30 protein-coding genes and 1 pseudogene are annotated in these 25,825 nt (G+C 53.1%); 25 read left to right on the forward strand and 6 right to left on the reverse strand.

Annotated features, from left to right (window positions below; all coding sequences use genetic code 11):
• Positions 1–160 precede the first annotated feature (160 nt).
• From iaaA to gsiD, 5 genes are read left to right on the forward strand one after another with little or no spacing between them, the layout of a single operon-like run.
• Positions 161–1,102 (forward strand): beta-aspartyl-peptidase, encoded by a 942-nt coding sequence (iaaA, locus tag CDA56_RS22615; protein ID WP_048261110.1) that lies wholly within the window; start codon positions 161–163, stop codon positions 1,100–1,102.
• Positions 1,103–1,114: 12 nt separating this feature from the next.
• Positions 1,115–2,968: a glutathione ABC transporter ATP-binding protein GsiA gene (gsiA, locus tag CDA56_RS22620; protein ID WP_103815515.1), complete on the forward strand. Its 1,854-nt coding sequence runs from the start codon at positions 1,115–1,117 to the stop codon at positions 2,966–2,968.
• 37 nt (positions 2,969–3,005) lie between these two features.
• Positions 3,006–4,544 (forward strand): glutathione ABC transporter substrate-binding protein GsiB, encoded by a 1,539-nt coding sequence (gsiB, locus tag CDA56_RS22625; RefSeq protein WP_004849160.1) that lies wholly within the window; start codon positions 3,006–3,008, stop codon positions 4,542–4,544.
• A gap of 52 nt (positions 4,545–4,596) precedes the next feature.
• Positions 4,597–5,517: a glutathione ABC transporter permease GsiC gene (gene gsiC / locus CDA56_RS22630; RefSeq protein WP_009653824.1), complete on the forward strand. Its 921-nt coding sequence runs from the start codon at positions 4,597–4,599 to the stop codon at positions 5,515–5,517.
• A 1-nt stretch (position 5,518) separates the two neighbouring features.
• Complete coding sequence (gsiD, locus tag CDA56_RS22635; protein WP_009653837.1) at positions 5,519–6,430, forward strand: glutathione ABC transporter permease GsiD; 912 nt, start codon at positions 5,519–5,521, stop codon at positions 6,428–6,430.
• A 125-nt stretch (positions 6,431–6,555) separates the two neighbouring features.
• On the opposite strand, the gene rimO is transcribed toward gsiD, so the two are convergent.
• Positions 6,556–7,881, reverse strand: coding sequence for a 30S ribosomal protein S12 methylthiotransferase RimO (gene rimO, locus CDA56_RS22640; protein ID WP_103815513.1), 1,326 nt, complete (start codon positions 7,879–7,881; stop codon positions 6,556–6,558).
• Between the two features lie 296 nt (positions 7,882–8,177).
• On the opposite strand from rimO, the gene CDA56_RS22645 reads away from it, so the two are divergent.
• Positions 8,178–8,657: a hypothetical protein gene (locus CDA56_RS22645; protein WP_046877865.1), complete on the forward strand. Its 480-nt coding sequence runs from the start codon at positions 8,178–8,180 to the stop codon at positions 8,655–8,657.
• A 33-nt stretch (positions 8,658–8,690) separates the two neighbouring features.
• Here CDA56_RS22645 and CDA56_RS22650 read toward each other — a convergent pair whose 3' ends face one another.
• On the reverse strand, positions 8,691–9,932 hold the full coding sequence (locus CDA56_RS22650) for an oligosaccharide MFS transporter (RefSeq protein ID WP_103815519.1): 1,242 nt from the start codon (positions 9,930–9,932) through the stop codon (positions 8,691–8,693).
• A 379-nt stretch (positions 9,933–10,311) separates the two neighbouring features.
• On the opposite strand from CDA56_RS22650, the gene bssR reads away from it, so the two are divergent.
• Together bssR and CDA56_RS22660 are read left to right on the forward strand one after the other, a co-directional pair.
• On the forward strand, positions 10,312–10,695 hold the full coding sequence (gene bssR / locus CDA56_RS22655; protein ID WP_004849210.1) for a biofilm formation regulator BssR: 384 nt from the start codon (positions 10,312–10,314) through the stop codon (positions 10,693–10,695).
• Positions 10,696–10,798: 103 nt separating this feature from the next.
• Positions 10,799–11,914 (forward strand): PQQ-dependent sugar dehydrogenase, encoded by a 1,116-nt coding sequence (locus tag CDA56_RS22660; RefSeq protein ID WP_025108076.1) that lies wholly within the window; start codon positions 10,799–10,801, stop codon positions 11,912–11,914.
• A 2-nt stretch (positions 11,915–11,916) separates the two neighbouring features.
• Here the strand turns inward: CDA56_RS22660 and CDA56_RS22665 are convergent, their stop codons facing one another.
• Both CDA56_RS22665 and CDA56_RS22670 read right to left on the reverse strand, forming a co-directional pair.
• Positions 11,917–12,543, reverse strand: coding sequence for a glutathione S-transferase family protein (locus CDA56_RS22665; protein WP_032748870.1), 627 nt, complete (start codon positions 12,541–12,543; stop codon positions 11,917–11,919).
• A gap of 98 nt (positions 12,544–12,641) precedes the next feature.
• Positions 12,642–13,928 (reverse strand): site-specific integrase, encoded by a 1,287-nt coding sequence (locus CDA56_RS22670; protein WP_103815511.1) that lies wholly within the window; start codon positions 13,926–13,928, stop codon positions 12,642–12,644.
• 161 nt (positions 13,929–14,089) lie between these two features.
• On the opposite strand from CDA56_RS22670, the gene CDA56_RS22675 reads away from it, so the two are divergent.
• From CDA56_RS22675 to CDA56_RS22710, 9 genes and pseudogenes are all read left to right on the forward strand, one after another.
• A complete protein-coding gene (locus tag CDA56_RS22675) occupies positions 14,090–15,070 on the forward strand; it encodes an IS5-like element ISKpn26 family transposase (RefSeq protein ID WP_000019441.1) in 981 nt (326 codons plus the stop codon).
• Complete coding sequence (locus CDA56_RS31570; protein WP_306821302.1) at positions 15,052–15,300, forward strand: hypothetical protein; 249 nt, start codon at positions 15,052–15,054, stop codon at positions 15,298–15,300. Before CDA56_RS22675 ends, CDA56_RS31570 begins: the two co-directional genes overlap by 19 nt.
• A gap of 24 nt (positions 15,301–15,324) precedes the next feature.
• Positions 15,325–15,891 (forward strand): hypothetical protein, encoded by a 567-nt coding sequence (locus CDA56_RS22685; RefSeq protein ID WP_103815335.1) that lies wholly within the window; start codon positions 15,325–15,327, stop codon positions 15,889–15,891.
• A gap of 227 nt (positions 15,892–16,118) precedes the next feature.
• A complete protein-coding gene (locus CDA56_RS22690; RefSeq protein WP_103815337.1) occupies positions 16,119–16,376 on the forward strand; it encodes a DNA polymerase III subunit theta in 258 nt (85 codons plus the stop codon).
• Positions 16,377–17,232: 856 nt separating this feature from the next.
• A complete protein-coding gene (locus tag CDA56_RS30970) occupies positions 17,233–17,400 on the forward strand; it encodes a hypothetical protein (RefSeq protein WP_155774241.1) in 168 nt (55 codons plus the stop codon).
• A 145-nt stretch (positions 17,401–17,545) separates the two neighbouring features.
• Complete coding sequence (locus tag CDA56_RS22695) at positions 17,546–18,139, forward strand: recombination protein NinG (RefSeq protein ID WP_103815339.1); 594 nt, start codon at positions 17,546–17,548, stop codon at positions 18,137–18,139.
• Positions 18,136–18,777 (forward strand): annotated as a pseudogene (locus tag CDA56_RS22700) (phage N-6-adenine-methyltransferase); the annotation flags it as partial. The gene CDA56_RS22695 and the pseudogene CDA56_RS22700, both read left to right, overlap by 4 nt.
• Complete coding sequence (locus CDA56_RS22705) at positions 18,777–18,917, forward strand: YlcG family protein (RefSeq protein ID WP_009653799.1); 141 nt, start codon at positions 18,777–18,779, stop codon at positions 18,915–18,917. The pseudogene CDA56_RS22700 and the gene CDA56_RS22705, both read left to right, overlap by 1 nt.
• Complete coding sequence (locus tag CDA56_RS22710; RefSeq protein WP_103815343.1) at positions 18,914–19,513, forward strand: hypothetical protein; 600 nt, start codon at positions 18,914–18,916, stop codon at positions 19,511–19,513. Before CDA56_RS22705 ends, CDA56_RS22710 begins: the two co-directional genes overlap by 4 nt.
• Before the next feature lie 657 nt (positions 19,514–20,170).
• Here the strand turns inward: CDA56_RS22710 and CDA56_RS22715 are convergent.
• Positions 20,171–20,581, reverse strand: coding sequence for a hypothetical protein (locus tag CDA56_RS22715; RefSeq protein ID WP_042928127.1), 411 nt, complete (start codon positions 20,579–20,581; stop codon positions 20,171–20,173).
• A gap of 242 nt (positions 20,582–20,823) precedes the next feature.
• Between CDA56_RS22715 and CDA56_RS22720 the strand changes: the two genes are divergently transcribed.
• From CDA56_RS22720 to CDA56_RS31320, 5 genes are read left to right on the forward strand one after another with little or no spacing between them, the layout of a single operon-like run.
• Positions 20,824–21,219, forward strand: coding sequence for a phage holin family protein (locus CDA56_RS22720; RefSeq protein ID WP_004121584.1), 396 nt, complete (start codon positions 20,824–20,826; stop codon positions 21,217–21,219).
• The gene (locus CDA56_RS22725) at positions 21,206–21,487 is read left to right on the forward strand and encodes a phage holin family protein (RefSeq protein WP_017145564.1); all 282 of its coding nucleotides are present in this window, start codon (positions 21,206–21,208) and stop codon (positions 21,485–21,487) included. Before CDA56_RS22720 ends, CDA56_RS22725 begins: the two co-directional genes overlap by 14 nt.
• Entirely contained in the window at positions 21,487–22,116 is a 630-nt protein-coding gene (locus CDA56_RS22730; protein ID WP_103815345.1) for a glycoside hydrolase family 19 protein, read from the forward strand. Before CDA56_RS22725 ends, CDA56_RS22730 begins: the two co-directional genes overlap by 1 nt.
• A 7-nt stretch (positions 22,117–22,123) precedes the next feature.
• A complete protein-coding gene (locus CDA56_RS22735; protein ID WP_071199616.1) occupies positions 22,124–22,399 on the forward strand; it encodes a hypothetical protein in 276 nt (91 codons plus the stop codon).
• A complete protein-coding gene (locus tag CDA56_RS31320; RefSeq protein ID WP_103815347.1) occupies positions 22,350–22,544 on the forward strand; it encodes a hypothetical protein in 195 nt (64 codons plus the stop codon). The genes CDA56_RS22735 and CDA56_RS31320 overlap by 50 nt, the downstream gene beginning before the upstream one ends.
• Before the next feature lie 90 nt (positions 22,545–22,634).
• On the opposite strand, the gene CDA56_RS22745 is transcribed toward CDA56_RS31320, so the two are convergent.
• Positions 22,635–22,919 carry a hypothetical protein gene (locus tag CDA56_RS22745; RefSeq protein WP_009653814.1) on the reverse strand — a complete coding sequence of 95 codons (285 nt, stop codon included), beginning with the start codon at positions 22,917–22,919 and terminating at the stop codon, positions 22,635–22,637.
• A 140-nt stretch (positions 22,920–23,059) separates the two neighbouring features.
• On the opposite strand from CDA56_RS22745, the gene CDA56_RS22750 reads away from it, so the two are divergent.
• From CDA56_RS22750 to CDA56_RS22760, 3 genes are all read left to right on the forward strand, one after another.
• Positions 23,060–23,410, forward strand: coding sequence for an HNH endonuclease (locus CDA56_RS22750; RefSeq protein ID WP_025108057.1), 351 nt, complete (start codon positions 23,060–23,062; stop codon positions 23,408–23,410).
• A 156-nt stretch (positions 23,411–23,566) separates the two neighbouring features.
• Positions 23,567–24,064 carry a phage terminase small subunit P27 family gene (locus tag CDA56_RS22755; RefSeq protein ID WP_032750791.1) on the forward strand — a complete coding sequence of 166 codons (498 nt, stop codon included), beginning with the start codon at positions 23,567–23,569 and terminating at the stop codon, positions 24,062–24,064.
• The gene (locus CDA56_RS22760; RefSeq protein ID WP_064351954.1) at positions 24,064–25,821 is read left to right on the forward strand and encodes a terminase large subunit; all 1,758 of its coding nucleotides are present in this window, start codon (positions 24,064–24,066) and stop codon (positions 25,819–25,821) included. Before CDA56_RS22755 ends, CDA56_RS22760 begins: the two co-directional genes overlap by 1 nt.
• Positions 25,822–25,825: the final 4 nt, after the last annotated feature.

The raw sequence follows: 25,825 nt of genomic DNA on the forward strand, positions 1-25,825 counted from the left end.
AAACATCGAAAACGCCTATTATGGCAGAAAAGAGAGGCGGGCTATATCCCACCTGGCGACAAGCTTTACATCACCGTCCGCTCTTTCTATATTCAAAAATTGTATAGGACAGTCAGCACGATAATGATATTTATACACTTTATCGTTAAGGAATGGCGCAATGGGTAAGGCGGTTATAGCAATTCACGGCGGGGCCGGGGCGATTAGCCGCGCGCAGATGACGCCGGCGCGCGAGCGGGAGTACGTGGCGGCGCTGTCGGCGATTGTCGATAGTGGACAAAAAATGCTGGCTGCCGGGGCCAGCGCGCTGGATACGGTCACCGAAGCGGTCCGGCTGCTGGAGGAGTGCCCGTTATTTAACGCCGGTATTGGCTCGGTATTTACCCGCGATACCCGCCATGAGCTCGATGCCTGCGTGATGGATGGTTACAGCTTACAGGCGGGGGCCGTGGCCGGGGTTCAGCATTTACGCAATCCGGTGCTGGCGGCGCGTCTGGTGCTGGAGCAAAGCCCGCACGTGCTGTTGATTGGCGAGGGGGCGGAAGCGTTTGCCGCTTCCCGCGGTATGGCGCGGGTCGATAACAGCCTGTTTTCGACTCCCGAGCGTTTGCTGCAGCTGCGTCAGGCGCAGGAGGGCGACGATATCGTGCTCGATCATCACGCCGCGCCGCTGGATGAACGGCACAAAATGGGCACCGTCGGCGCGGTCGCGATGGATCTGGCGGGCAACCTCGCGGCGGCGACCTCCACCGGCGGCATGACCAATAAGCTACCGGGACGCGTCGGCGACAGCCCGCTGCCCGGTGCGGGCTGCTATGCCAATAACGCCAGCGTCGCCGTTTCCTGTACCGGTACCGGCGAAGTGTTTATACGTACGCTCGCGGCCTACGATATTTCGGCGCTGATGGAGTATAGCCAGCTCAGCCTGCAGGAGGCCTGCGAAAGGGTGGTGATGGAGAAACTTCCGGCGCTGGGCGGCAGCGGCGGCCTGATCGCCATCGACAGAGAAGGCAACGTGGCGCTGCCGTTTAATAGCGAAGGCATGTACCGGGCCTGGTGTTATGCGGGCGATACGCCCACGATTGGTATTTATCGCGAATAAGAGGAAAGGGCGTTGCCGCATAGTCAAGAAATCGATGCCGATGATGTTCTGCAGGTGCGCGGCCTGAACGTCGTGTTCAATCAGCAGCAGCAGGCTTTTTCCGCCGTCCGCGACCTGTCGTTTACCCTGCGGCGCGGCGAGACGCTGGCGATTGTCGGCGAGTCCGGCTCCGGGAAGTCGGTGACGTCCCTGGCGCTGATGCGCCTGCTCGACCAGGCGGTCAGCGAAGTGCGCAGCGATGCGCTGCTGCTGCGTCGTCGCAGCCGGCAGGTGATTGAGCTGAGCGAACAGTCTGAAACCGAGATGCGCGGCGTGCGCGGCGCGGATATGGCGATGATCTTCCAGGAGCCGATGACGTCGCTGAATCCGGTCTTCACCATCGGTGAACAGATTGCCGAATCTATCCGCTTACACCAGGGCCTGAAGCATGATGAGGCCCTGCGCGAAGCGAAGAAAATGCTCGATCAGGTGCGCATTCCGGAAGCGGAAGCCATGCTCTCGCGCTATCCGCATCAGCTTTCCGGCGGGATGCGTCAGCGGGTGATGATCGCCATGGCGCTCTCCTGCCGACCGGCTGTGCTGATTGCCGATGAACCGACCACCGCGCTGGACGTGACTATTCAGGCGCAGATTTTACAGCTGATTGCCGTCCTGCAAAAAGAGATGGCGATGGGCGTTATCTTTATTACCCACGATATGGGGGTGGTCGCCGATATCGCCGACCGCGTGCTGGTGATGTATCGCGGCGAAGCGGTGGAAACCGGCAGCGTGGAGGAGATTTTCCGCGCGCCGAAGCACCCGTATACTCAGGCGCTGCTGGCCGCGGTGCCGCGGCTGGGGGCAATGCGCGGCACTTCGCTGCCGCGCCTCTTCCCGCTGTTAAACCAGAGCCCGTCGCCGGAGGGGCAGAACACCGTTGTGCCCGGGGAACCGATCCTGAAAGTTCGCGATCTGGTGGCGCGCTTCCCGCTGCGTAGCGGCATTCTCAACCGCATTACCCGCGAGGTGCATGCGGTCGAAAAGGTCAGCTTTGATTTATGGCCCGGCGAAACCCTGAGCCTGGTGGGGGAGTCCGGCTGCGGTAAATCAACGACCGGCCGGGCGCTGCTGCGGCTGGTGGAAACTCAGGGCGGCAGCATCACCTTCAACGGCCAGCGGATTGATACGCTGACGGGCAGTAAGCTTCAGGCGCTGCGCCGCGATATCCAGTTTATCTTTCAGGACCCCTACGCCTCCCTCGACCCACGGCAAACGGTGGGCTATTCGATTATGGAACCGCTGCGCGTGCATCGGCTGCTGGAGGGCGATGCCGCTCGTGAGCGGGTCAGCTGGCTGCTGGAACGCGTCGGGCTGGAGCCGGAGCATGCGTGGCGCTATCCGCACGAGTTTTCCGGCGGCCAGCGGCAGCGCATCTGTATTGCCCGCGCGCTGGCGCTCAATCCGAAAGTGGTGATTGCCGATGAGTCGGTATCGGCGCTTGATGTGTCGATTCGCGCGCAAATTATCAATCTGATGCTCGATCTACAGCGTGAGATGGGTATCGCATTTCTGTTTATCTCCCATGACATGGCGGTGGTTGAGCGCATCAGCCACCGCGTGGCGGTGATGTATCGCGGGCGCATTGTCGAGATCGGCCCGCGCCGCGCCGTGTTTGAAAACCCGCAGCACCCCTATACCCGTAAACTGATGGCCGCCGTTCCGGTGGCCGATCCTGCGCATCGTCGTCCGCAGCGCGTGCTGCTCTCAGACGAGCTGCCGGGCAACATCTTCAAGCGGGGCGAAGAGGGGATCAGTACGCCGTTACAGCAGGTGGGACCGGGGCACTTTGTCGCCAGAGAGCCCGCCGCCGACGTGCTGGCGCGCTAACAACGACACCAATAATGCAGCATTTCAGGAGAACAACATGACTCAACGCGTTTCAGGCAAATGGCTGTTGGCGCTGGGCGTCGCTTCGGCGCTGACAGCGGCTCCGGCCTTTGCCGCAAAAGATGTGGTGGTGGCGGTCGGCTCTAACTTTACGACCCTCGACCCGTATGATGCTAACGACACGCTGTCGCAGGCCGTCGCGAAGTCCTTCTATCAGGGGCTGTTCGGCCTTGATAAAGAGATGAAATTGCAAAACGTGCTGGCGGAAAGCTATACCGTTTCCCCGGACGGCCTGGTGTATACCATTAAGCTGCATCCGGGGGTGAAGTTCCAGGACGGAACCGAGTTCAATGCCGAAGCGGTTAAAGCGAACCTCGATCGCGCCAGCAATCCGGAAAATCATCTCAAACGCTATAACCTGTATAAAAATATCGCCAGCACCGAGGCGGTTGACCCGACAACGGTGAAAATTACTCTCAAACAGCCTTTCTCGGCGTTTATCAATATCCTGGCCCACCCGGCGACGGCGATGATTTCTCCGGCGGCGCTGAAGAAATATGGTAAAGAGATTGGTTTCCATCCGGTTGGCACCGGCCCGTACCAGCTCGACACCTGGAATCAGACCGACTTCGTTAAAGTGAAGAAGTTCGCCGGTTACTGGCAGCCGGGGCTGCCGAAGCTGGACTCCATCACCTGGCGTCCGGTCGTGGATAACAATACCCGCGCGGCGATGCTGCAGACCGGCGAAGCGCAGTTTGCGTTCCCGATCCCTTACGAGCAGGCGCCGCTGCTGGCGAAAAACAGCAAGCTGGAGCTGGTGGCCAGCCCGTCGATCATGCAGCGCTATATCAGCATGAACGTGACGCAGAAGCCGTTTGATAACCCCAAAGTGCGCGAGGCGATTAACTACGCCATTAACCGTCAGGCGCTGGTAAAAGTCGCCTTTGCGGGCTATGCCACCCCGGCGACCGGCGTGGTGCCGCCGTCAATTGCCTACGCTGAAAGCTACAGCGCCTGGCCGTACGATCCGGCGAAGGCCCGCGAGCTGCTGAAAGAGGCGGGCTATCCGAATGGATTTAGCACCACGCTGTGGTCGTCGCACAACCACAGCACGGCGCAGAAAGTGCTGCAATTTACCCAGCAGCAGCTGGCGCAGGTGGGCATTAAGGCGCAACTGACGGCGATGGATGCGGGCCAGCGCGCGGCGGAAGTGGAAGGTAAGGGGCAGAAAGAGAGCGGCGTACGCATGTTCTATACCGGCTGGTCGGCGTCGACCGGAGAAGCGGACTGGGCGCTGTCGCCGCTGTTCGCGTCGCAGAACTGGCCGCCGACCTTGTTCAATACGGCTTTCTATAGCAATCCCCAGGTGGATAAAGACCTCAACGACGCGCTGAAAACCACCGATGCGCAGGAAAAAACGCGGCTGTATAAAGACGCGCAGGATACCATCTGGAAAGAGTCGCCGTGGGTGCCGCTGGTGGTAGAGAAACTGGTCTCGGCGCACAGTAAAAATCTGACCGGATTCTATATCCAGCCGGATACCGGATTTAGCTTTGAACAGGCGGATCTTAAGTAGATAGCTGCGGGTCCCCGGGCGCAGGCTGCGGGGACTTCGCGCAAGGAGAAGCATGCTCAATTATGTGATTAAACGCCTGCTGGGGCTGATCCCCACGCTGCTGATTGTGGCGGTGCTGGTGTTTCTGTTCGTGCATATGCTGCCCGGGGACCCGGCGCGGCTGATTGCCGGGCCGGAAGCCGATGCTCAGGTGGTGGGAATGGTGCGCCAGCAGCTGGGGCTCGATCGGCCGCTGCACGTGCAGTTCTGGCACTATATCAGCAATATTGTGCAGGGGGATTTCGGTACCTCGATGGCCTCGCGTCGCCCGGTAAGCAGCGAAATCGCCAGCCGTTTCATGCCCACGTTCTGGTTAACGCTCGCCAGCATGAGCTGGGCGGTGATCTTCGGTATGGCGGCGGGGATCGTGGCGGCAGTCTGGCGCAACCGCTGGCCGGATCGCCTGGGAATGGCGCTGGCGGTAACCGGCATCTCGTTCCCGGCGTTCGCGCTCGGCATGCTGCTGATGCAGGTCTTTTCCGTTGAGCTGGGCTGGCTGCCGACGGTGGGTGCCGACAGCTGGCGCCACTATATTCTGCCTTCGCTGACCCTGGGCGCGGCGGTGGCGGCGGTGATGGCGCGCTTTACCCGCGCCTCGTTCGTCGATGTCCTGCATGAAGATTACATGCGTACCGCGCGGGCAAAAGGCGTCAGCGAAACGCTGGTGGTGCTCAAGCACGGCCTGCGCAACGCGATGATCCCGGTGGTGACCATGATGGGGCTGCAGTTCGGCTTTTTGCTCGGCGGTTCAATCGTGGTGGAGAAGGTCTTTAACTGGCCAGGCCTCGGGCGTCTGCTGGTGGACTCGGTGGAGATGCGCGACTATCCGGTGATTCAGGCGGAAGTTCTCCTGTTTTCGCTGGAGTTTATTCTTATTAATTTAGTGGTGGACGTGCTGTATGCCGCCATTAATCCGGCTATCAGGTACAAGTAAGGTGCGATTGCTCAACTGGAGAAGACAAGCGGCTATCAACGCGATGCCGGGGATTAAACCCGGGCAGATACGTACCCCGTGGCACGAGTTCTGGCGGCGGTTTCGCGGTCAGCCGGTGGCGATGGGAGCGGGGGTATTTGTTCTGCTGCTGATTGCGGTGGCGATTGTGGCGCCGTGGATTGCGCCGTTCGACGCGGAAAACTATTTTGATTACGACCGGCTCAACGACGGACCGTCAATGATGCACTGGTTCGGCGTTGATTCGCTGGGGCGGGATATCTTTAGTCGGGTGCTGGTCGGCGCGCAGATCTCGCTGGCCGCCGGGGTACTGGCGGTATTCATCGGCGCGGCCATCGGCACCGTACTTGGGCTACTGGCCGGGTATTACGAAGGCTGGTGGGATCGCATCATTATGCGTATCTGCGACGTGCTGTTCGCTTTCCCGGGGATTTTGCTGGCAATTGCGGTCGTGGCGGTAATGGGGAGCGGGATGTCGAACGTCATCATCGCGGTGGCGATCTTTTCGATCCCGGCCTTTGCGCGTCTGGTGCGCGGCAATACCCTGGTGCTTAAGCAGCAGACCTTTATTGAGTCGGCGCGCAGCATCGGCGCCAGCGATGCTACCATCCTGTTTAATCATATATTGCCCGGAACGGTATCATCGATTGTGGTCTACTTTACGATGCGTATCGGGGTGTCGATTATCTCCGCTGCCAGCCTGTCATTTCTGGGGCTTGGCGCGCAGCCGCCGACGCCGGAGTGGGGGGCGATGCTCAACGAGGCGCGGGCGGATATGGTGATGGCGCCGCACGTGGCGCTGTTCCCGGCAATCGCGATTTTTCTGACGGTGCTGGCGTTTAACCTGCTGGGTGACGGCCTGCGCGATGCGCTGGATCCGAGGATAAAAGGGTAGCGTTCGAGGATTGTGCAGCCCGGACAGGTGTCCGGGAAAGCACACCGCACGTTAATCCTGTGCGGTTTTGTCGCCCGGATAAGGCGCGCGAGCGCCGCCATCCGGGATAGGTTAAGCGGGCGGAATTAAACCCGGCTGCCCCACAGATCGTATTCGTCGGCGTGTTCGGCTTTCACCCGCACAATGTCGCCCGGTTTGACTTTACTCTCACCGTTCAGGTAGACCGCGCCGTCGATTTCCGGCGCATCGGCCATGCTGCGGCCAATTGCCCCTTCTTCATCCACTTCGTCGATCAGCACCATAATTTCACGACCGACTTTCTCCTGCAGGCGCTCGGCGGAGATCTGCTGCTGCAGCTGCATAAAGCGGTTCCAGCGCTCTTCTTTCACCTCTTCCGGCACCTGATCCGCCAGCTCGTTGGCGGTCGCGCCTTCCACCGGGCTGTACTTGAAGCAGCCGACGCGGTCGAGGCGAGCTTCTTTCAGGAAGTCGAGCAGCATCTGGAAATCGTCTTCCGTTTCACCCGGGAAGCCGACGATAAAGGTCGAGCGCAGGGTGAGTTCCGGGCAGACTTCGCGCCACTGCTTGATGCGCGCCAGCTGGCGGTCGGCGGAGCCCGGACGCTTCATCATCTTGAGAATACGCGGGCTGGCGTGCTGCAGCGGAATATCGAGGTAGGGCAGAATTTTGCCTTCCGCCATCAGCGGGATCACATCATCGACGTGCGGGTACGGATAGACGTAGTGCAGGCGCACCCAGATACCGAGCTTCGCCAGCTCTTCGCACAGGCTAACCATACTGGTTTTGACCGGCATACCGTTGTGGAAACCGCTGCGATGTTTGACATCAACGCCGTAGGCGGAGGTGTCCTGAGAGATCACCAGCAGCTCTTTGACGCCGGCGTCGGCCAGGCGTTTGGCTTCCGCCAGCACTTCGCCAATCGGACGGCTGACCAGATCGCCGCGCATTGACGGGATGATGCAGAAGGTGCAGCGATGGTTGCAGCCTTCGGAAATTTTTAAGTAAGCGTAATGACGCGGCGTCAGCTTCACGCCCTGTTCCGGCACCAGGCTGAGGAACGGGTTGTGTTTAGGCTTCGGCGCGTAGTGGTGGACGTGTTCCAGCACCTGTTCATAGCTGTGCGGGCCGGTAATTTCCAGCACCTTCGGATGCACTTCGCGGATCTGATCTTCTTTTGCGCCCAGGCAGCCGGTGACGATCACTTTGCCGTTTTCTTTCAACGCTTCGCCAATCGCTTCCAGCGACTCCTGCACGGCGCTATCGATAAAGCCGCAGGTGTTAACGATAACCATATCAGCGTTATCGTAGGAGGGAACCACGTCATATCCTTCGGTACGCAGTTCAGTCAGGATACGTTCTGAGTCCACGAGGTTTTTCGGGCAGCCCAGAGAGACAAAGCCGATCTTCGGCTGAGGGGTGACATTGCTCATAGCTTAAAAAGTGTTCAATTATTGGGATGGTCAGGGCAGGGATTCTACAGAGATCGGCGGAAAGTTTATACTCCTTTTCTTGTTAGCCTGGCGATGTCCGTGTTTCTTTTTATCGGGATGATTATCCAGATTGTTAATCAAAATAAGGGAGTTATTCACCTTTTATCTTGCAACCCGGGGAAGTCGGTTTAGATCTGGTTTAACCTGAAGCGGTAAAATAGCCGCTGCTTTCAGTCTTTATTTTTATCAGGTTTCCCATGTTTAAAAAGTTGGGTGGTTTCGTCTGCGCGCTGGCCATGACTGGCGCGACGCCCGTTTATGCCAACGAGATGGCGTTATATTCGGTCAATACCGGTTCCTTTGTTTATCACATGACCGGCAATCATGGTCAATATAACGAAAAATTCAATAACCAATTTTTTTCCGTTGAGCGCAAGCTGTCAGCGGATTCAAAGTACAGCCTGTTGGCCGGCACCATGAAGAATAGCTTTGCCGACCGCTGCCTCTCTTTAGGAGCGAGGAGAGACTGGTACGCGGGGGCAAGCGGCTGGACGTTCAAGGGCGTCTATGCCTATACCGGCGAGTTTTTCTTTAAAGCCTTTCGCGATTGCGGGGATTCAGGCACCTATCGAACGGCGAAGAAAATCACCGGCGTCGGTTTCTCTCCCTATATTTATCATGGCCTGCAGTACAATTTTACCGATTATTTCGGCGTGGAAACGGGCATTATCGTCCCGGCCATATTTGTGATGAGCGTGCAGTGGAGCTTCCGCTAATTTGCCCGAAAGAGGCTTCCGGGCGAGTTTTGATTAATGGCTTTGCGCAACGCCAGCGCCTGGCGCAGCCCCCGGCTCGGTCGGTTCTCTATTATCGCGCAGCGTAAATACCGAGATCAGCGTAAACAGCCCGGCGATGCCGCCCAGAATATAATAGGTATGCGCGAAGCCGATGGTGTCGTACAAATACCCGGCCAGCGGCGAGTAAATCGCGGTGGCGATGGAGGCGACGAACAGCACCAGCAGGTAGACCGTCGAGGAGAGCTTGTTGTCGAAGTTGGCGGCGATAAATTTAAACACCGACACCAGAATCAGCGGTTTTTCCAGCGCATGCATCATTTTGACCGCGCCGATCCACACCGGGCCCAGCGGAATCGCGGAGCCGACGATACGCACCGACATGATCAGTCCGGCGATGATCAGCGCCCATTTCGCGCCGGTGCGGTTCACGAACCACGGCATCAGGCATAAAAACAGCGTCTCGCCGCATACCTGAATGGAGGCCAAAATGCCGTACCAGCGATTGCCTTCTTCCGGCGTCGGGAACTGCAGGGAAAAGTACTGGGCAAACTGCTGATCGTAGGTGTCGTAGATTTGCGTGACGAACAGGGTAAAGACCAGCAGCATCCAGAACTGGCCGTTCTTCGCCAGCTCCAGGGCATGCGAAACTTTCAGCGCGCTGGTTTTCTGCATTTCCGCTTCGGTCAGTTCGATTTTGGTCAGCATAAAACAGAGCGCGGCAATCACAATGGCGATACTCGCCAGCCAGAAGGCGAGGTTCGGATTGCTGTCGATATACTTGCCGACAATCCACGCGGCGGCGGCCCAGCCTAACGATCCCCACATTCTTACCCGGCCATATTCGAACTGGTAGCGCCGCGAAATTTTATCAATATACGAATCAATCACCCCGCAGCCGGAGTTAAAAATTATTCCCAGGTATACTCCGCCAAGCAGCGCACCCAACCAGAAGCTGTGCACCAGCAGCGGCGCGTACAAATAAATAAAGAACGGGCCTACCGGTAGCAGCATGGCGACCAGGATCCAGATCAGCCGCTTTTTCAGGCCGAACTTATCGGAAATAAAGCCGAAGAAGGGCTGCATCAGCAGGGCAATAAAGGCGTTGACCGAGTAGAGCAGGCCGGTTTTCGTTGCGCTAATCCCGAGGTGCTGAGTCGTCCAGATCACAAAGAACGCCATGGTCGAGGACCAGGCGAAGAGATAGAGGAAATCGAAAAGACTCAACAAGATATAGTTTCTTTTGCCGGGCGTCATCATTTCAGTTCCTTCAAGCGATAGAGATAAAGGTTACAAACAGGATCGATATGCCTGCCGTTCTTATTGGATGTTATACGTAATACATTTTATTTGATGATATGACACCCGGCGGCATTTTCTGGCAACGTGAATTGCGCTAATTTGTGATCATTACTGCAATAAATGATTTTATATCCCAGGGTTGGAATTTTTACTTTTATGAGAACGTATAACATTTTTGGCTTTCATGAGATGATGTCGCAGGTGGGGATTTTAAGCTTCGTTGTAACATTGTAAAGGATGTTAATGATCTGAGAATTATTGATCTGCCTCATCGTTTTGTACAAAAAATGACCATATTATGATTGTGGTAAAGGACGACAGAGGAGGAACCGCGATGAGCGTTGACAGACTATATCGTAACCTGATGAATAAGCTGATTAATGCCAACATTGATCTCGATGCTTATTTACAGCTGCGTAAAGCAAAAGGCTATATGTCAGTCAGCGAAAACGACCATCTACGGGATAACTTGTTTGAACTGTGCCATGAAATGCGTCAACACGCGCCGCGCCTGCAGCACGTCGTTGCGCCGGAGGAAAAGGATGCCCTGCGGCTGGCGGGCGAAGCCGTCGCTTCCGCGGCGGTGTGCCTGCTGAGCGGACATCATGATTGCCCGTCCTACATCGCTGTCGACGTAGATAAGCTGGAAAGCTGCCTGGCGGTATTGCGGCTAAATATTCATAAATTGAATGATTCCAAGCCCATTACTCATGCCTGAAATCGGGGGGAGCCTGCTCCCCCCGATTAATGTTATGTAAAAATCCCTTCCCGTTTTCCCACGCTGGCTACCCTTATCGCATTGCTGACAAAAGGAGTATGCCATGCGCCAGACCATTACCCTGATGATAGCCCTTACCGCACTGTTGCTGCCTGCGGCTGCCCTTGCCGCCCGGGAGCGCGTAGAGGTGCTGCAGAACCAGCTTGAACACCCGTGGGCGCTGGCCTTTCTTCCGGACGATCGGGGCATTCTGATGACCCTGCGCGGCGGCGAGCTCCGGCTGTGGCAGCGGGAAAAAGGCCTCGCGCCTGCGATTTCGGGCGTACCGCAGGTCTGGGCCAACGGGCAGGGGGGGCTGCTTGACGTGGCGCTGGCCCCGGATTTCGCCCAGTCGCGCCGGGTCTGGCTAAGCTACGCCGAAGGCGGGAGTGACGACAAGGCCGGGACCGCCGTAGGCTACGGCCGACTGAGCGAGGATCTTCAGCGCCTGGAAAACTTCCAGGTGGTTTTCCGCCAGCAGCCGAAGCTCTCAACCGGCAACCATTTTGGCGGGCGGCTGGTGTTCGACGGCCGCGGTTATTTGTTTATCGGTCTCGGGGAGAATAACCAGCGTTCGACCGCTCAGGATCTCGATAAGCTGCAGGGAAAAGTGGTGCGGCTAACGGCTGATGGCAAGGTCCCGGACGATAATCCTTTTGTCGGTCAGGCTGGCGTCAGGCCGGAAATCTGGTCTTACGGTATTCGCAACCCCCAGGGGATGGCGATGAACCCGTGGAGCGATACGCTGTGGTTAAATGAACACGGCCCGCGCGGCGGGGATGAGATCAACCTGGTGCAAAAAGGGAAAAACTACGGCTGGCCGCTGGCGACGCACGGCATTAACTATAGCGGCCTGCCGATCCCGGAGGCCAAAGGCAAAACGCTGGAGGGAACCGAAGCGCCGCTGTTTGTCTGGGCGAAGTCGCCAGCGGTGAGCGGTATGGCGTTTTACAACGCGCCGACCTTCCCGCAGTGGCAGCACAGGCTATTTATCGGCGCGCTGAAGGATACGTCGCTGATTGTCCTCAAGGTTGACGGCAATAAGGTGACGGAACAGGAGCGGATTCTGGGCGATCGCGGTAAACGTATCCGCGATGTGCGCGTTGGACCCGATGGCTATCTGTATGTCTTAACCGACGAATCCAACGGCGAGCTGCTGAGGGTGAGCCCGGCGGGCTAATATCAGGTGACCGGGATCATCACCACGTTGCGCCAGGCCTGGCGCTGGTTAATCTGCTGATACCAGCGCTGCAGGTGCGGGCGCGGTTGCCAGGTTTTCACGGTCTCCAGCAGGTTATAAATGAACGGCGCGACGGCGATATCGCCGAGGCCGAAGGCGTCGCCTGATAGCCACTGATGGCGCGACAGTTCGTCATCGAGAATGGCGAACAGGGTCTCGCAGGTGGCAATACCGGCTTCAATCGCGGCGGGGTCGCGTTTTTCCGGCGGGGTTCTCACCAGCCCCATTAAAATCGGCCGATGGGCCGGCGAGAGCGAACCGTTGGCCCAGTCCATCCATTTCTCTCCCTGAGCGCGTTCGGCGGGCGACTCCACCCACAGGCGATCCTGACCATACTGCGCGGCCAGATAGCGGATAATGGTGTTTGATTCCCAGAGCACGATATCGGTCGTCTCATCTTTCAATAGCGGTACCAGCCCATTGGGATTCATGGCCAGATAGGCCGGATCGTGATTCAGACCGAACTCCAGGCCTGCCAGAATTTGCTGATACGGGAGGTCGAGTTCTTCCAGCACCCAGCGCACTTTCTTCACATTGGTCGAGTTATTTCTGCCCCACAGCGTAATCATATCCGCTCCTGCTTTTTATTTCGCCGCCGTTGCGGCGTAGTGAGCATTCATGTTGGAATAAAGTTAATATTCCGGCAAGTGATTTTATTTTGCTGAAATTAAACGCTTTTTATACCCACTACCTTGCGTTTGGGGCACCCTTGGGACAGAACGTTAGAAAAACTACTATTCAGCATTTCCACCTGGTTACGGTCCATCTCTCCGATCCACTTCGAGTAAATCTCATAAACCATCTTCGCGTTCTCGTGACCCATCTGTCCGGCGATAAACGACGGGTTAGCACCGGCCGTTAATAGCCAGCATGCGAACGTGTGGCGCGACTGGTAAGGGCGTCTGCTCCTGATTCCCGCCTTCTTTAATCCCGCCTCCCAACTATACCCCAGAGACTGAGAACCGTAATACTTCGTTTCCCCGCGCCAGTTTTTGGGCGGGATAAACACGAACCGCAGTTTTTGTTGTTCAGTTAAACCATGTTCGCGGTGATGGAAAGTGATTTCGGTTTTGCTTAATGCGCCAGTTAGCTTGAATTGTTCGCGTAGAGCATTCAGCGCAGGTTCAAGTAGGGTTACAGTTCTGATCCCCGCTTCGGTTTTGGGTGGCACAAACAGGCCCTCATTCGTCTGGTTACGCCTGACGTGAAGCTCACCCTTATCAAGGTCCACATCCTCCCAGGCTAAAGCTGTAAGCTCTCCATGCCGAAGACCTGTAAAGATAGCTGTAGTCCAGAGCAAAGCATACCGAGGAGATAACGCTTTTATAAAACCTTCGTACTCACTCTGGAGAAGCGGATCCGGATCTCTCCTGGAGCGCTTAAGCATCTTTATACCTTCGTGAGGGGTATGCTCGATAAAGCCACTCAGGTTCGCCAGTTTGAGCAGCGCAGTCAGGTTGTTCATCAGGCCGTTGACCGTGGATACAGCTCGGCCTTTTCTTTTAAGCCAAGGAGCATGATCGCTAAAGGTGTTACCAGTTAAGAGCGCGTTCCTGTAATTCAACAGATCGGTATGTTGAATATCCGTAATATGCGTATTACTTCCGACGATAGCGCAAAGTGTTGCTATGCGTGATTCTGCGCCTCTGTATGACGCAGCTGACACCTCAAGCTTTTTGGCATTAAGATAAACTTTGCACAATTCACCGAAGGTTTTAATTTTTTGTGTTGTAGTGAATTTTTTAAGCGCCTTTGATTCAGGGAAGTGCTCTGCATAGTCAAATTTACCTTGCTGAATCTCACTCATAATTAAAGCACGGAGATTGCCAGCTTTTTTTATATTGCTATTTGATACAGTCCAGCCTCGCAAAACCTCGCGGCAACGTATGCCGCGATATAGAAAGCTAATTCTTATTACTTTCCCATGCAGCTCTACGCCAGCAGGCATATTCATTATGTTTCCCCGACAAGCCTATTAATCCTGGTGTAGTTGTAGAGAAGCGTTACCCTTCCTTCTGAAGCTTTTGGATCTGGTGGGTGCTTCTTAGGAAGGTGCGAACAAGTTCCTGATATGAGATCATCATATTCATCCGGAGCGCATCCCAGAGGGACATCATGAGCCATCAACTCACCTTCGCCGATAGTGAATTCAGCACTAAGCGCCGTCAGACCCGAAAAGAGATTTTCCTCTCCCGCATGGAGCAGATTCTGCCATGGCAGAATATGACCGCTGTCATCGAGCCGTTTTATCCCAAGGCGGGCAATGGCCGACGGCCCTATCCGCTGGAGACCATGCTGCGTATTCACTGCATGCAGCATTGGTACAACCTGAGCGACGGTGCCATGGAAGATGCCCTGTACGAAATCGCCTCCATGCGCCTGTTTGCCCGATTATCCCTGGATAGCGCCCTGCCGGATCGCACCACCATCATGAATTTCCGCCACCTGCTCGAGCAGCATCAACTGGCCCGTCAATTGTTCAAGACCATCAATCGCTGGCTGGCCGAAGCAGGCGTCATGATGACCCAAGGCACTTTGGTGGATGCCACCATCATTGAGGCACCCAGCTCTACCAAGAACAAAGAGCAGCAACGCGATCCGGAGATGCATCAGACCAAGAAAGGCAATCAGTGGCACTTTGGCATGAAGGCCCACATTGGTGTCGATGCCAAGAGTGGCCTGACCCACAGCCTAGTCACCACCGCGGCCAACGAGCATGACCTCAATCAGCTGGGTAATCTGCTTCATGGAGAGGAGCAATTTGTCTCAGCCGATGCCGGCTACCAAGGAGCGCCACAGCGCGAGGAGCTGGCCGAGGTGGATGTGGACTGGCTGATCGCCGAGCGTCCCGGCAAGGTAAAAACCTTGAAGCAGCATCCGCGCAAGAACAAAACGGCCATCAACATCGAATACATGAAAGCCAGCATCCGTGCCAAGGTGGAGCACCCGTTTCGCATCATCAAGCGGCAGTTCGGCTTCGTGAAAGCCAGATACAAGGGGCTGCTGAAAAACGATAACCAACTGGCGATGTTATTCACCCTGGCCAACCTGTTTCGGGTGGACCAAATGATACGTCAGTGGGAGAGATCTCAGTAAAAACCGGAAATAACGCCAGAAATGGTGGAAAAAATAGCCTAAATAGGCTGATTCGATGTGTTTGCGGGAAAAAAATCGGCCCAGATCCGCGAAATTTTAATCAGCGAGTCAGCTTGGGAAGAAATGACCTGCTTATTCGCACCTTCCCTAACATACTAGATTTGGCCTTAAAGTCTATCTTTATTGTCACATCGAGAAAGATTAGGAAATCTGATTTCAGGAACCTTTAGGCATATTATTTAAGGGTAAGAAAAGTGAATGAATCTATCATTGCAGTAATTATAGCATTTTTAGCCGCAATCGGCGCAATGATTAGCCTTGTGATTACTAAGGAACTAAAAACATCTGAGTTCCGTCAGGCATGGATCTCTGAATTAAGGCAAGCTCTTTCAAACTTACTTGGATATTATGAGGTATTGAAAAAAGACTCGATAGCTTCAGATGAAGATCGTAAATCTGCATACAGAGGAATTACAGTAATTCAATCAGAAATTTATCTCAGGCTCAATCATAGTAACCCTTCAACAGAAGAGATAACGCTAAGAGAAGCCATTAAATCACTTAATATTAAAGTGACTTCTGGAACACCTTCATCTGAATTAAAAGATGATATCAATAACTTCACTATGGCAAGCCATAATGTATTAAAAAAGGAATGGAACCGAGTGAAAAGAGGTGAGCTATTATACTTTTCGATGAAGTGGTTATGCATTGCTGTCTTTGTAATATGCCTGATTGCTTTGGCTGTATTTATTTGCAATCATTGGTCGGTAATGGTTGATGTGTTATTGGGGCGTGACTTTGTTATCTTGAGTTTATAGCTGCTATAATGAATCGTTATAATTAAATTTGGCTTTTGGTTTAATATTAAGGCTGGTGAGTTTTGTTTGCAATTTAACTATGGGTGGTATGATGGATGTTTCATATGCAGGAAACATGTTATTCAGCGGCCCAATTTTAACCCAGATTAGCTACGGATTTCGTTTCTCGGCAGTACACAAGTCCGGGGTTGTGCTGGGGCGCCTCCTGAATGATTACGAGGTAGGTAATGAATGATTTTAACATCGCAGCTAAATCACAAGAAGATCGAGACAAAGTAAGCGTCGACCTGGCTGCCTCCGGAGTCGCTTACAAAGAGCGCCTGAACATGCCGGTAGTCGCAGAAGTGGTCGCCAGAGAGCAGCCTGAACACCTGCGCGAGTATTTCATGGAGCGCGTCCGCTACTATCGCGAACAGAGCATTCAACTCCCCCGCGCATCCGATCCGCGCTACATCGAAATGGCCAGCCAGAACGAGAAAAAATAGCCTATGCTCGTTTTGCAATTTGGAATTTAGCCCGTCATAATTCCCTTGTCAGCCTGAGCAACTGACAACTGTTATCCGGCGCCAAGTGGGGACACATGGCGCACAAAGTTAAAAACACTTGGATCAAAGATTTGTATGCAATAACTTTGCTGATCTTGTTGATTATTCAGGTTGTTGCTGTAAATGCAGTATTTGTCTGCGTTGGGCTTGGGTTATTGAGTTTATCTGACGAAGTCTTGAAGATTTTCGCTGGATGTACGATGTCCCAGGTTTGTGGACTTGCCTACTGCGTTGTCAAATCTGTCTTCCGAGCTAAAAATTGAAAAACCTTCTCTACGGAGAGGGTTTTTTTTTGAACATACATTTTCCATGTGCGTCTGATCTGCGCAGCATCGAAATGGTTGATGTAGAACACCAAACAGTAACTCTTCTGACTTAACCGATCTCGCGGTTGCCGTCCACCGATGAATGTTTCCTTTTATAGCCTGGTAAATAGGGGGTTGCACACTACACAAAATGTGCATTCTTTGTCGCGCTAGTGTTTTCTGCTACCTCATTTTACATGTAATTAACTAAATTCTGAAATTGGTTGAATTCTTCTAACTGAGTGAAATAGGGGGTTGCACCAGAGAAAAAATGTGAATGACTTTTTTATATTTAGTGGTTTTCTATAATGCATTGAATTTATTGCTCTTTGTATTTTCATTGCCATTCTATTTTGTCTGTAAAAATAGGGTCTTGATGGACGATCTAAATATGTCATTGTATTCCAGAGCGTCGCGAGTTCATTTTTAGCCATCCCTGTACAGGAAAAGAAAAATCTACGATTTATGAAATATTCACAAGGTGCGGACTGATGAATAAGAAAGAAATGAATGAAGCAATGGACGTTTTGGGTACGTATGTTGTCAACCACCTTTCTGGTGGAGTTTATGTTGTAACCCCGCTTAATGAAGGAGAGATTGTAATCACAAAGGAATCTCACGAGGAGTGTAAAGTATTCTTCCGGAAGAAGAAAAAGTGATTTATACTAATCACCTCGGCTGAACACCGAACCTATCGCGCCATCACCGGAGTAAAGTGATGACGCAAAAACGCATCAACGCCATTTTACGCCGTGCCTCAGTGCGCGGTGTTTCCGTTTGTCTTTCGCACCCAGGCGGTGCGATATGAGAGACCCTCGTCGCAGATGTAAAGCACCCGGCTGCGGTGCCTGGTTTAACTTTACCTATCCAAATGTTTACTGGTGTTGCGAAGAGCATAAGAGCCAGTACCTAGCGCATCAGCGCGAGAAACAAAAGGTTAAGGCACAAAACAGGTTAAAAAATAAACCCGTTCACCATATCCGCCCTCAACCAACGACGGCTGAAAAACCTCTCAGCCACTGGCTGGAAGTCACCGAGCGCGTGGTTAATACCCTTTGCCGTGAAATGGCCCTCGTTAATGGGGAGGGGTGTATTTCCTGCGGTACTCAGGACGCCAAAGTCTGGCATGCGGGGCATTACAGAACCGTTGCTAAAGCCTCTCATCTGCGGTTTACCCGCATCAACATCAACCTGCAGTGTGATGACTGCAATGTCGGAAAGTCCGGGAATATCAAACCTTACCGGGTCGGGCTGGTGGAAAAAATCGGTGAAGCCGCAGTTCAGGGGCTTGATAACGACAACCGGATTCACCGCTGGACCATCGAAGAGCTGGAAGCCATCCGCCTGCAGGCTTACGCCGACTTACGCGTACTGAAAAAAGCGCAGGAGGCCGCATGACTAATCCTTACTGCGAATCCCTCTCAACCCTACGCAACGCACCATCCCATTACTTAAAAGAGGTTGGTGACCAGTGGCGAACGCCGGATCCGCTTTTCCGGGGTATCAACGCGATGTTTGGCCCGTTGATGCTGGACCTGTTCGCTGATGACAGCAATGCAAAATGTCCTGTCTGGTACACCGCAGAAGATAATGCGCTGACACAGGACTGGTCGGAAATGCTGGACTCAATTGGTGGCGCTGCATTTGGCAACCCCCCTTACAGCCGTTCTCAATACCACGAAAAGCAAGCCATCACTGGCATGACTCACATCATGAACTACGCAGCAGCGCAACGAGAGAAGGGCGGCCGCTATGTGTTCCTGGTCAAATCCGCAACGAGCGAAACATGGTGGCCAGAAGATGCGGATCATGTTTGCTTTATCCGCGGGCGAATTGGTTTCGATCTGCCTGTCTGGTTTAAACCCGCCAACGACAAACAAAGGCCGACCAGCGCGTTTTTTGCTGGTGCCATAGCTGTATTTGATAAGACCTGGCGAGGCGAGAAATTCAGCTACATCAACCGCACCGAACTGGAAGCGAAAGGCCACGCGTTTATGGCGCTGGCGCAGTTTGCCATTGATAAGAAGGTGACCGCATGAGCCGTGACGCAATCGAGCGGATCCGCTACCGCTGGAAAAAGCTTCGTCTTTGCCGTCATCGCGGCACTGTATTAGTTGACTACCGCATCCTCAAAAACTTTATACGCACCTGTCAGATCCGGGGAGAGACAGCATGACTCCAATGCAACGCCGTAGACAAAATGCCGCTATGTCAGAAGTCGCGGTTGCCACGCATAAACGATACCTCGGACGCCCCGAATTACTTACCGGCATTCAGTCTGCCTGGATTAAATCCCTGCTCACTGTTTGGGGGGAAAGCCTCCGAGGAGCCACTTTCCCCCGCAAGCCTACAACGCATTCGTGCTGGTGGGCCGTCAAAGGGGTCAGATGGTCAGACAAAGCACTTGAGCGTTTCACTGCTGCGCTTGAACAGGCAAGGAGTGAGGGGTTTCGCGGGCCTAATGCCCTGAAGAGGGCACAGATAATTTTATGGCCAAAGCCAGAGACTAACGTCATAGACAGCGCTATCAGTGATGATGATGCTGATTTTGTGGAGAAATGTGTGCTCGATGCCTTTGATGTTAACGACCCTGTTTATATTGTTGGGCTGAGCTATTACACGACGAGAAAAAAAATATCTGATATTACCAGGGAGCTTCAGAAGATAGCCCCATGGCTGACGGCAGACCAGGCAAGAGAGCGCGTGAAATGGTGCCTTAAGATATTTCAGGGAAGGGCATTTCTATCTGCACGCAAAAACCTGAGGAGTTAGGTTTTTTGCTTTTTGTGCTCAAGGTTCATTTTATAATTGATTTTCACCCAAAAATTTAGATAATCCATTCATGCTTGGCAGAGCTGCGCCACGATGGCAGCGATGAGAAGCGACAATTTGAATATAACGAAAACCCCGCCAATGCGGGGTTTTTGCTTTCCGGCGATACGACAGGGGTATTCGCGAGATGCATTGCATCAGTACCCCTGTCACATCGTCGTAGAGCATTGAAACGAGTTTCATCAGATGTTAAATTTTTGGTGTGGTGAATCCCCCTATGCGGAGGGGCATTGCCAGTCTGATATGTTTTTTTGCGCATTGCGAGTCGTCTGTGGACTGGCGGCGACTTACCGGGAGGCACCCGGCACCACACCTAATAAAAAATGATGATAGCTGTAAGGCCCACTTCGGTGGGCTTTTTCTTTGGGCAAAAAAAAAGCCCGCATGGTTTCATGCAGGCAAGGCAGTTACATTTAGATTTTGTCCCGGTATATGTTTTTTTGTCCGGAAGTTGAAAGATACTGTCTTGACTACTTTTTGTAAATAACGGATTCAAATCACAAGGCCATGCATTTGCGTGGCCTTGTGATTTGTGCCACCAGAGCATCATTCACTCTGTGCTTTGTCGTTAATCCATCTGGCGGCCATCCTAAAGGACTATCTGCTGAGTTCTTTTTTCAGAGGTTGCATTTTCTTCAGTACCTCATCTGAATTAGTGACTGAGAAACCCGTCGGGAAAAATAGCATTCCATCGGATGGATGTTCATCGTGCCAGTGCTTCGTGGTGGCCATCGTATGAGCGTCGAGATAACTGGTGTAAGCATCAAGGAGAGCGTTTTTCCTGCGCCTCGGGGCGTAAGGTAGCAACTGGTTGAAATCAGCATCGCTGATAAGCCTGAATGGATAAGAGCCTCCTTCAATAGCCTCAATTTCGCTTAGCAACTTTCCCCGCAGTGGTGCGGAATGCTTCCTGAACTCTGCCTTACGTGACGAATGGTTACTGATTAGTGACGGAATAAAGAGCCCTAGCAGTGTCAGTATCACTCCGATTACTGAAATAATTTCCATGAGATTTCCCTATGCCTGATTTTGTTTATTCAGTATTACCCGTGGTGGGATTCGGTTTTTCTTGTTTTGGTCTTGGATACATCCTTGGCTTCGTACGCGGACGAGACTGAACAAGAAGAATAAATCCGTCTGAGAGGGTGGTGAACCCTGATATTTTTACAGTAATTTTTGGTGGCTGTCACCTGGCGGCCATCCTATTTTCCCCTCGTTCTGAGAGGATCCACAGCAATAGAGGGGGCTAAATGTCCGATCCTGTTTCTGCCACAACGATAGCAGCTGGTGGACTGTTCGGCGCCAGCCTATTCGGCCTTGCAACTGGTATTGATTACGGCGTGGTATTTGGTGCGTTTGCTGGTGCGGTGTTCTATGTCGCAACGGCGGTGAATATTAGCCGCATAAAGCTGGTGGGCTATTTTATCACTTCATTCATATTCGGTGTGATTGGTGCTCCTCTGCTGGGGTCGTACTTCTCAAAGTGGACTGGTTACAACGACAGGCCGCTTGATGCACTCGGAGCGGTAATCGTGGCAGCCATAGCCATTAAGTTGCTGACGTTCGTAAACAGTCAGGACCTGGGTAGCCTGTTTGGGATTCTCTCTCGCTTACGTGGAGGAGGGACAAGCAATGGTAACAAGTGATCCGAGCGCAATCATCAATGCGGTGATATGCGCTGTAATTGTTGTTGCGTTGATGTTCTACCGGCGCGACGGGTCAAGACACCGCCCCATGATATCGCTGATGGCTTACTTCACTGTGCTGGTTTACGCCAGCATCCCTTTCCGTTTCCTGTTTGGCCTGTACGAGTCATCCCACTGGCTGGTGGTGCTGGCTAACATTCTTATCTGCGGCGCGGTTCTCTGGTTCAGGGGGAATGTGGCGCGACTGGTTGATGCACTGAGGCACTGATGAATAAATCACAATTCCAGAAGGCGGCTGGTATCAGCGCCGGGTTAGCTGCGCGCTGGTTTCCGCATATTGATGCTGCGATGAAAGAATTCGGCATCACTGCTCCACTCGACCAGGCGATGTTCATTGCCCAGATGGGGCACGAGTCAGGAGGCTTTACCCGGCTGGTGGAAAATCTGAACTATGCAGCAGATAGCCTTGTGCCTACGTTCGGTAAACACCGTATCACCGCCCAGCAGGCCGCCGCACTCGGCAGAACGGCAACACAACCAGCTAATCAGCGAGCAATCGCGAATCTGGTGTATGGGGGCGAGTGGGGAAAAAAGAATCTCGGTAATCAGGTTGCCGGTGATGGCTGGAAATATCGCGGTCGCGGACTGAAACAAGTTACGGGCTTGAGCAACTATCGCAGCTGCGGACAGGCGCTGAAGCTTGACCTTGTTACCCAGCCTGAGCTGCTGGAGCGAGATGATTATGCCGCTCGTTCAGCCGCATGGTTTTATGTTTCCCACGGTTGCCTTCTTCATTCCGGTGATGTTGAGCGCGTAACCCTGCTTATTAACGGTGGCCGCAACGGTCTGGATAAACGCCGAGCGCTGTTTAACCAGGCTAAATCAGTACTGATGTGAGGTCGCTATGGGCATTGAAATGATTATTGGTCTGGCAACTGCGTTACTGGCCGTTATCGCTGGCGCATTTGGGTTAGGCCATTCACGCGGAACCAGCAAGGCAGAAGCCAAAGCAGAGCAGCAGCGTATCGAAGAGAACGCTGCGGCCAGCATTGCCGCGGCAGAACGTAAGGCGGAAGTTACGAAAGGGGCCAGTGATGTACAGCAGACTGTTAGCCATATGCCTGATGACGATGTTGATCGGGAGCTGCGCGAAAGATTTACCCGCCCCGGTGGTAGTTGATACAGGTTGTCTGTGGGTGAAAATTATCTATCTCACAGACCACGATATCGATGTTCTCGACAGTCAGACGAAGCGCGACATTCTGGCGCACAACAAATCCGTGCAGGCCAACTGCCCGCAACCAACCGGCAGGGTTACGCGATGATTAAGGCAAAGAATATTGAATTTCGACTGAGCAAACTTGAGAAAGGGCCAGACAAGAACGTTCTGGCCATCATGGAGATAAGGGCGAGAGCTATTGCAGGTAGCTTGCTGAAGCAGATTCCCTGCCAGGCGTTGAAAGATCGATAATGTCATTGAAGATTGCCTTGTAGGCTTTATTTAACTTCTCAACTGTTTTCGGGGTGATATCACTCGTAGGCGGCGCGTCGATACCATCCATTAATTCTATTTCAGCAAATTTTCTCAAAACCTGAAGGGCATTTTCTTTTTGTTCTTCGGGCATCGTTTGCACGATAAAAGCAACAACGTTTCTCAGCGCCAGGATTTGAGCGTGAGTTACGTAGTAATGATCGATCATATTTTCTACCTGTTCTGTTGAGTTCGACGATTTAACAGTATAGAGGAGAAATGTTGTCCGCCACCCTGTAGCAGCCTTTAATCGTGATGCCTCGCAATAGCGGGGCTTTTTATTGCACCTCGAATGCTCAGGAGTAACCAATGCCAGCGTTAATACCCCGAGCATGCCGTAAGCGTGGATGCGCAGGCACAACAACCGACCGCTCAGGCTACTGCGAGAAGCATCGCAATGAAGGCTGGCAACAGCATCAGCAGGGCAAGAGCAGGCATGAGCGAGGCTATGGCAGCCAGTGGGATATTAAGCGAGCCCGCATCCTTAAGCGTGACAATCACCTTTGCCAGAACTGTCTGCGCAACGGTCGTGCGGTAGCAGCTAAGACCGTTGACCATATCAAGGCTAAGGCTCATGGGGGTACCGATGATGATTCGAATCTTGAAAGCCTGTGCTGGCCCTGTCACAGAACGAAAACCGGGCGTGAACGTTTCAAATGATATCAATTCCCATTTGGATGACAACAGGGAGGGGGCGGGTCAAATCCCTGACGGCAAAGGCCAAAAGGACCGCCGCCTAGCCTTTTTTCACACCGCCGCAGGTTAGAAACTTTTTTTTGGGGTCCCCCATCCGATGATTAATAGGAGTTTTCGATTATGTCTGGACCGCCGAAAACCCCGACACATCTACGTTTGGTGAGGGGTAACCCATCTAAACGAGCGATCAACAAAAACGAACCAGAGCCACCCAAAGGGGTACCCCCAACACCGAAGCATTTCGACAAGCAGGGGAAGTACTGGTTTAAGAGGATGGCTGAGGAACTGGACGCTATCGGCGTTATGTCCCAGCTTGACGCTCGGGCGCTGGAATTGCTCGTTGAAGCCTATACGGAATACCGCCATCACTGTGAGACCCTTGATCGTGAGGGATATACCTACGCGGTTTACAGCGAGGATGATCCTGATGAAGGGAAGGAACGTGAAATCAGAATGATTAAGCCACACCCGGCGGCAATGATGAAAGCGGATGCATGGAAACGTATGCGTGCAATGCTGGGCGAATTCGGCATGACCCCTTCAAGCCGGTCGAAAGTCAACCGAGAAACGACACCTGACGATGACCTGATCAGCAAATTCCTTAATTCGAGAGACTAATGGCTAAAGTTGCAGATGGCATACGCTACGCAGAGCGTGTCGTGGCGGGAAATATCATTGCCTGCGAATTTGTTCGCCTCGCTTGCCAGCGCTTCCTTGATGATCTGAAATTCGGCGAGGAACGTGGCGTTTACTTCAGCGAACCGCGTGCGCAGCATATTCTTAATTTTTACAAGTTTGTGCCTCACGTTAAAGGGGCTCTTGCTGGTCAGCCGATTGAATTAATGGACTGGCATATTTTCATTCTGATAAACATCTTCGGTTTTGTTATTCCGCTGGTGAATGAAGAAACTGGCGAAATAGTGCTGCGCAATGACGGCAGCGGAAGGCCGGTAATGGTTCGCCGCTTCCGGACAGCCTATAACGAAGTGGCCCGCAAAAACGCCAAGTCAACTTTGTCTTCTGGCGTTGGCCTGTATATGACCGGCGCTGACAGCGAGGGTGGTGCAGAGGTCTATTCCGCTGCGACGACGAGAGACCAGGCACGGATCGTGTTTGAAGATGCAAAAAACATGGTCAAAAAGGCCAGGCCAACGCTGGGCAAACTGTTTGAGTTCAATAAACTCGCTATTTACCAGGAGCAAACCGCCTCCAAATTTGAGCCGCTTTCTTCCGATGCAAATAACCTTGACGGTCTGAATATTCATTGCGCCATTATTGACGAGCTGCATGCGCATAAAACGCGTGATGTATGGGACGTTCTGGAGACTGCAACGGGGGCACGCCTGCAATCTTTGCTGTTTGGCATCACTACAGCCGGTTTCAACAAAGAGGGTATTTGTTACGAACAGCGTGATTATGCCATCAAAGTATTACGTGGCTACAACAGCGACGTGGAAGGCGCGGTAAAGGATGACACCTATTTTGCCATAATCTTTACCCTCGATAAGGATGATGATCCGTTTGATGAAACGGTATGGCAGAAGGCAAATCCCGGACTGGGTATCTGCAAGCGCTGGGATGACCTTCGACGCCTGGCTAAGAAAGCGAAAGAGCAGGTTTCCGCAAGGGTTAACTTTTTCACCAAACATATGAATATCTGGGTAACGGCTGAGTCTGCCTGGATGGACATGATGAAGTGGGAGAAATGCGAGTATATCGCTCCCCGGCATGAGCTTAAAACCTACCCCATGTGGGCTGGCGTTGACCTGGCTCATAAAATTGATATTTGCGCAGCTGTAAAGCTCTGGCGTGCTGATAACGGACACGCCCATGCTGACTTTAAATTCTGGCTACCTGAAGGACGGCTGGAAAAATGTTCTGCGCAGATGGCGCAGATGTATCGCAAATGGGCCGAGCTAGGAAAACTTGAGCTTACCGATGGTGACGTTATCGATCATGCCCAGATTAAAGCGGATTTTCTGGAATGGATTAACGGCGAGAACCTGAAAGAAACTGGATTCGACCCGTGGAGCGCAACGCAGTTCAGCCTGGCGCTGGCAGAAGAAGGCGTACCGCTGGTGGAGGTCCCTCAAACCGTCAGAAACTTTTCTGAATCCATGAAAGAGGTTGAATCGCTGGTCTACGGAGGGCGTTTCCACCACAGCAATCACCCGGTAATGAACTGGATGATGTCAAACGTCACCGTTAAGCCGGATAAAAATGACAACATTTTCCCTAACAAATCCACGCCTGAGGCCAAAATTGACGGTCCCGCTGCGCTGTTTACCGCAATGAGTCGAATGCTGGTTAATGGCGGGGAACCTGAGGTAAGCCTTTCTGACCACCTGGAAAGTTACGGCGTCCGTTCACTTTAAAGAG

The sequence above is a fragment of the Klebsiella michiganensis genome, assembly GCF_002925905.1.
In the GTDB taxonomy this organism is placed as follows: domain Bacteria; phylum Pseudomonadota; class Gammaproteobacteria; order Enterobacterales; family Enterobacteriaceae; genus Klebsiella; species Klebsiella michiganensis.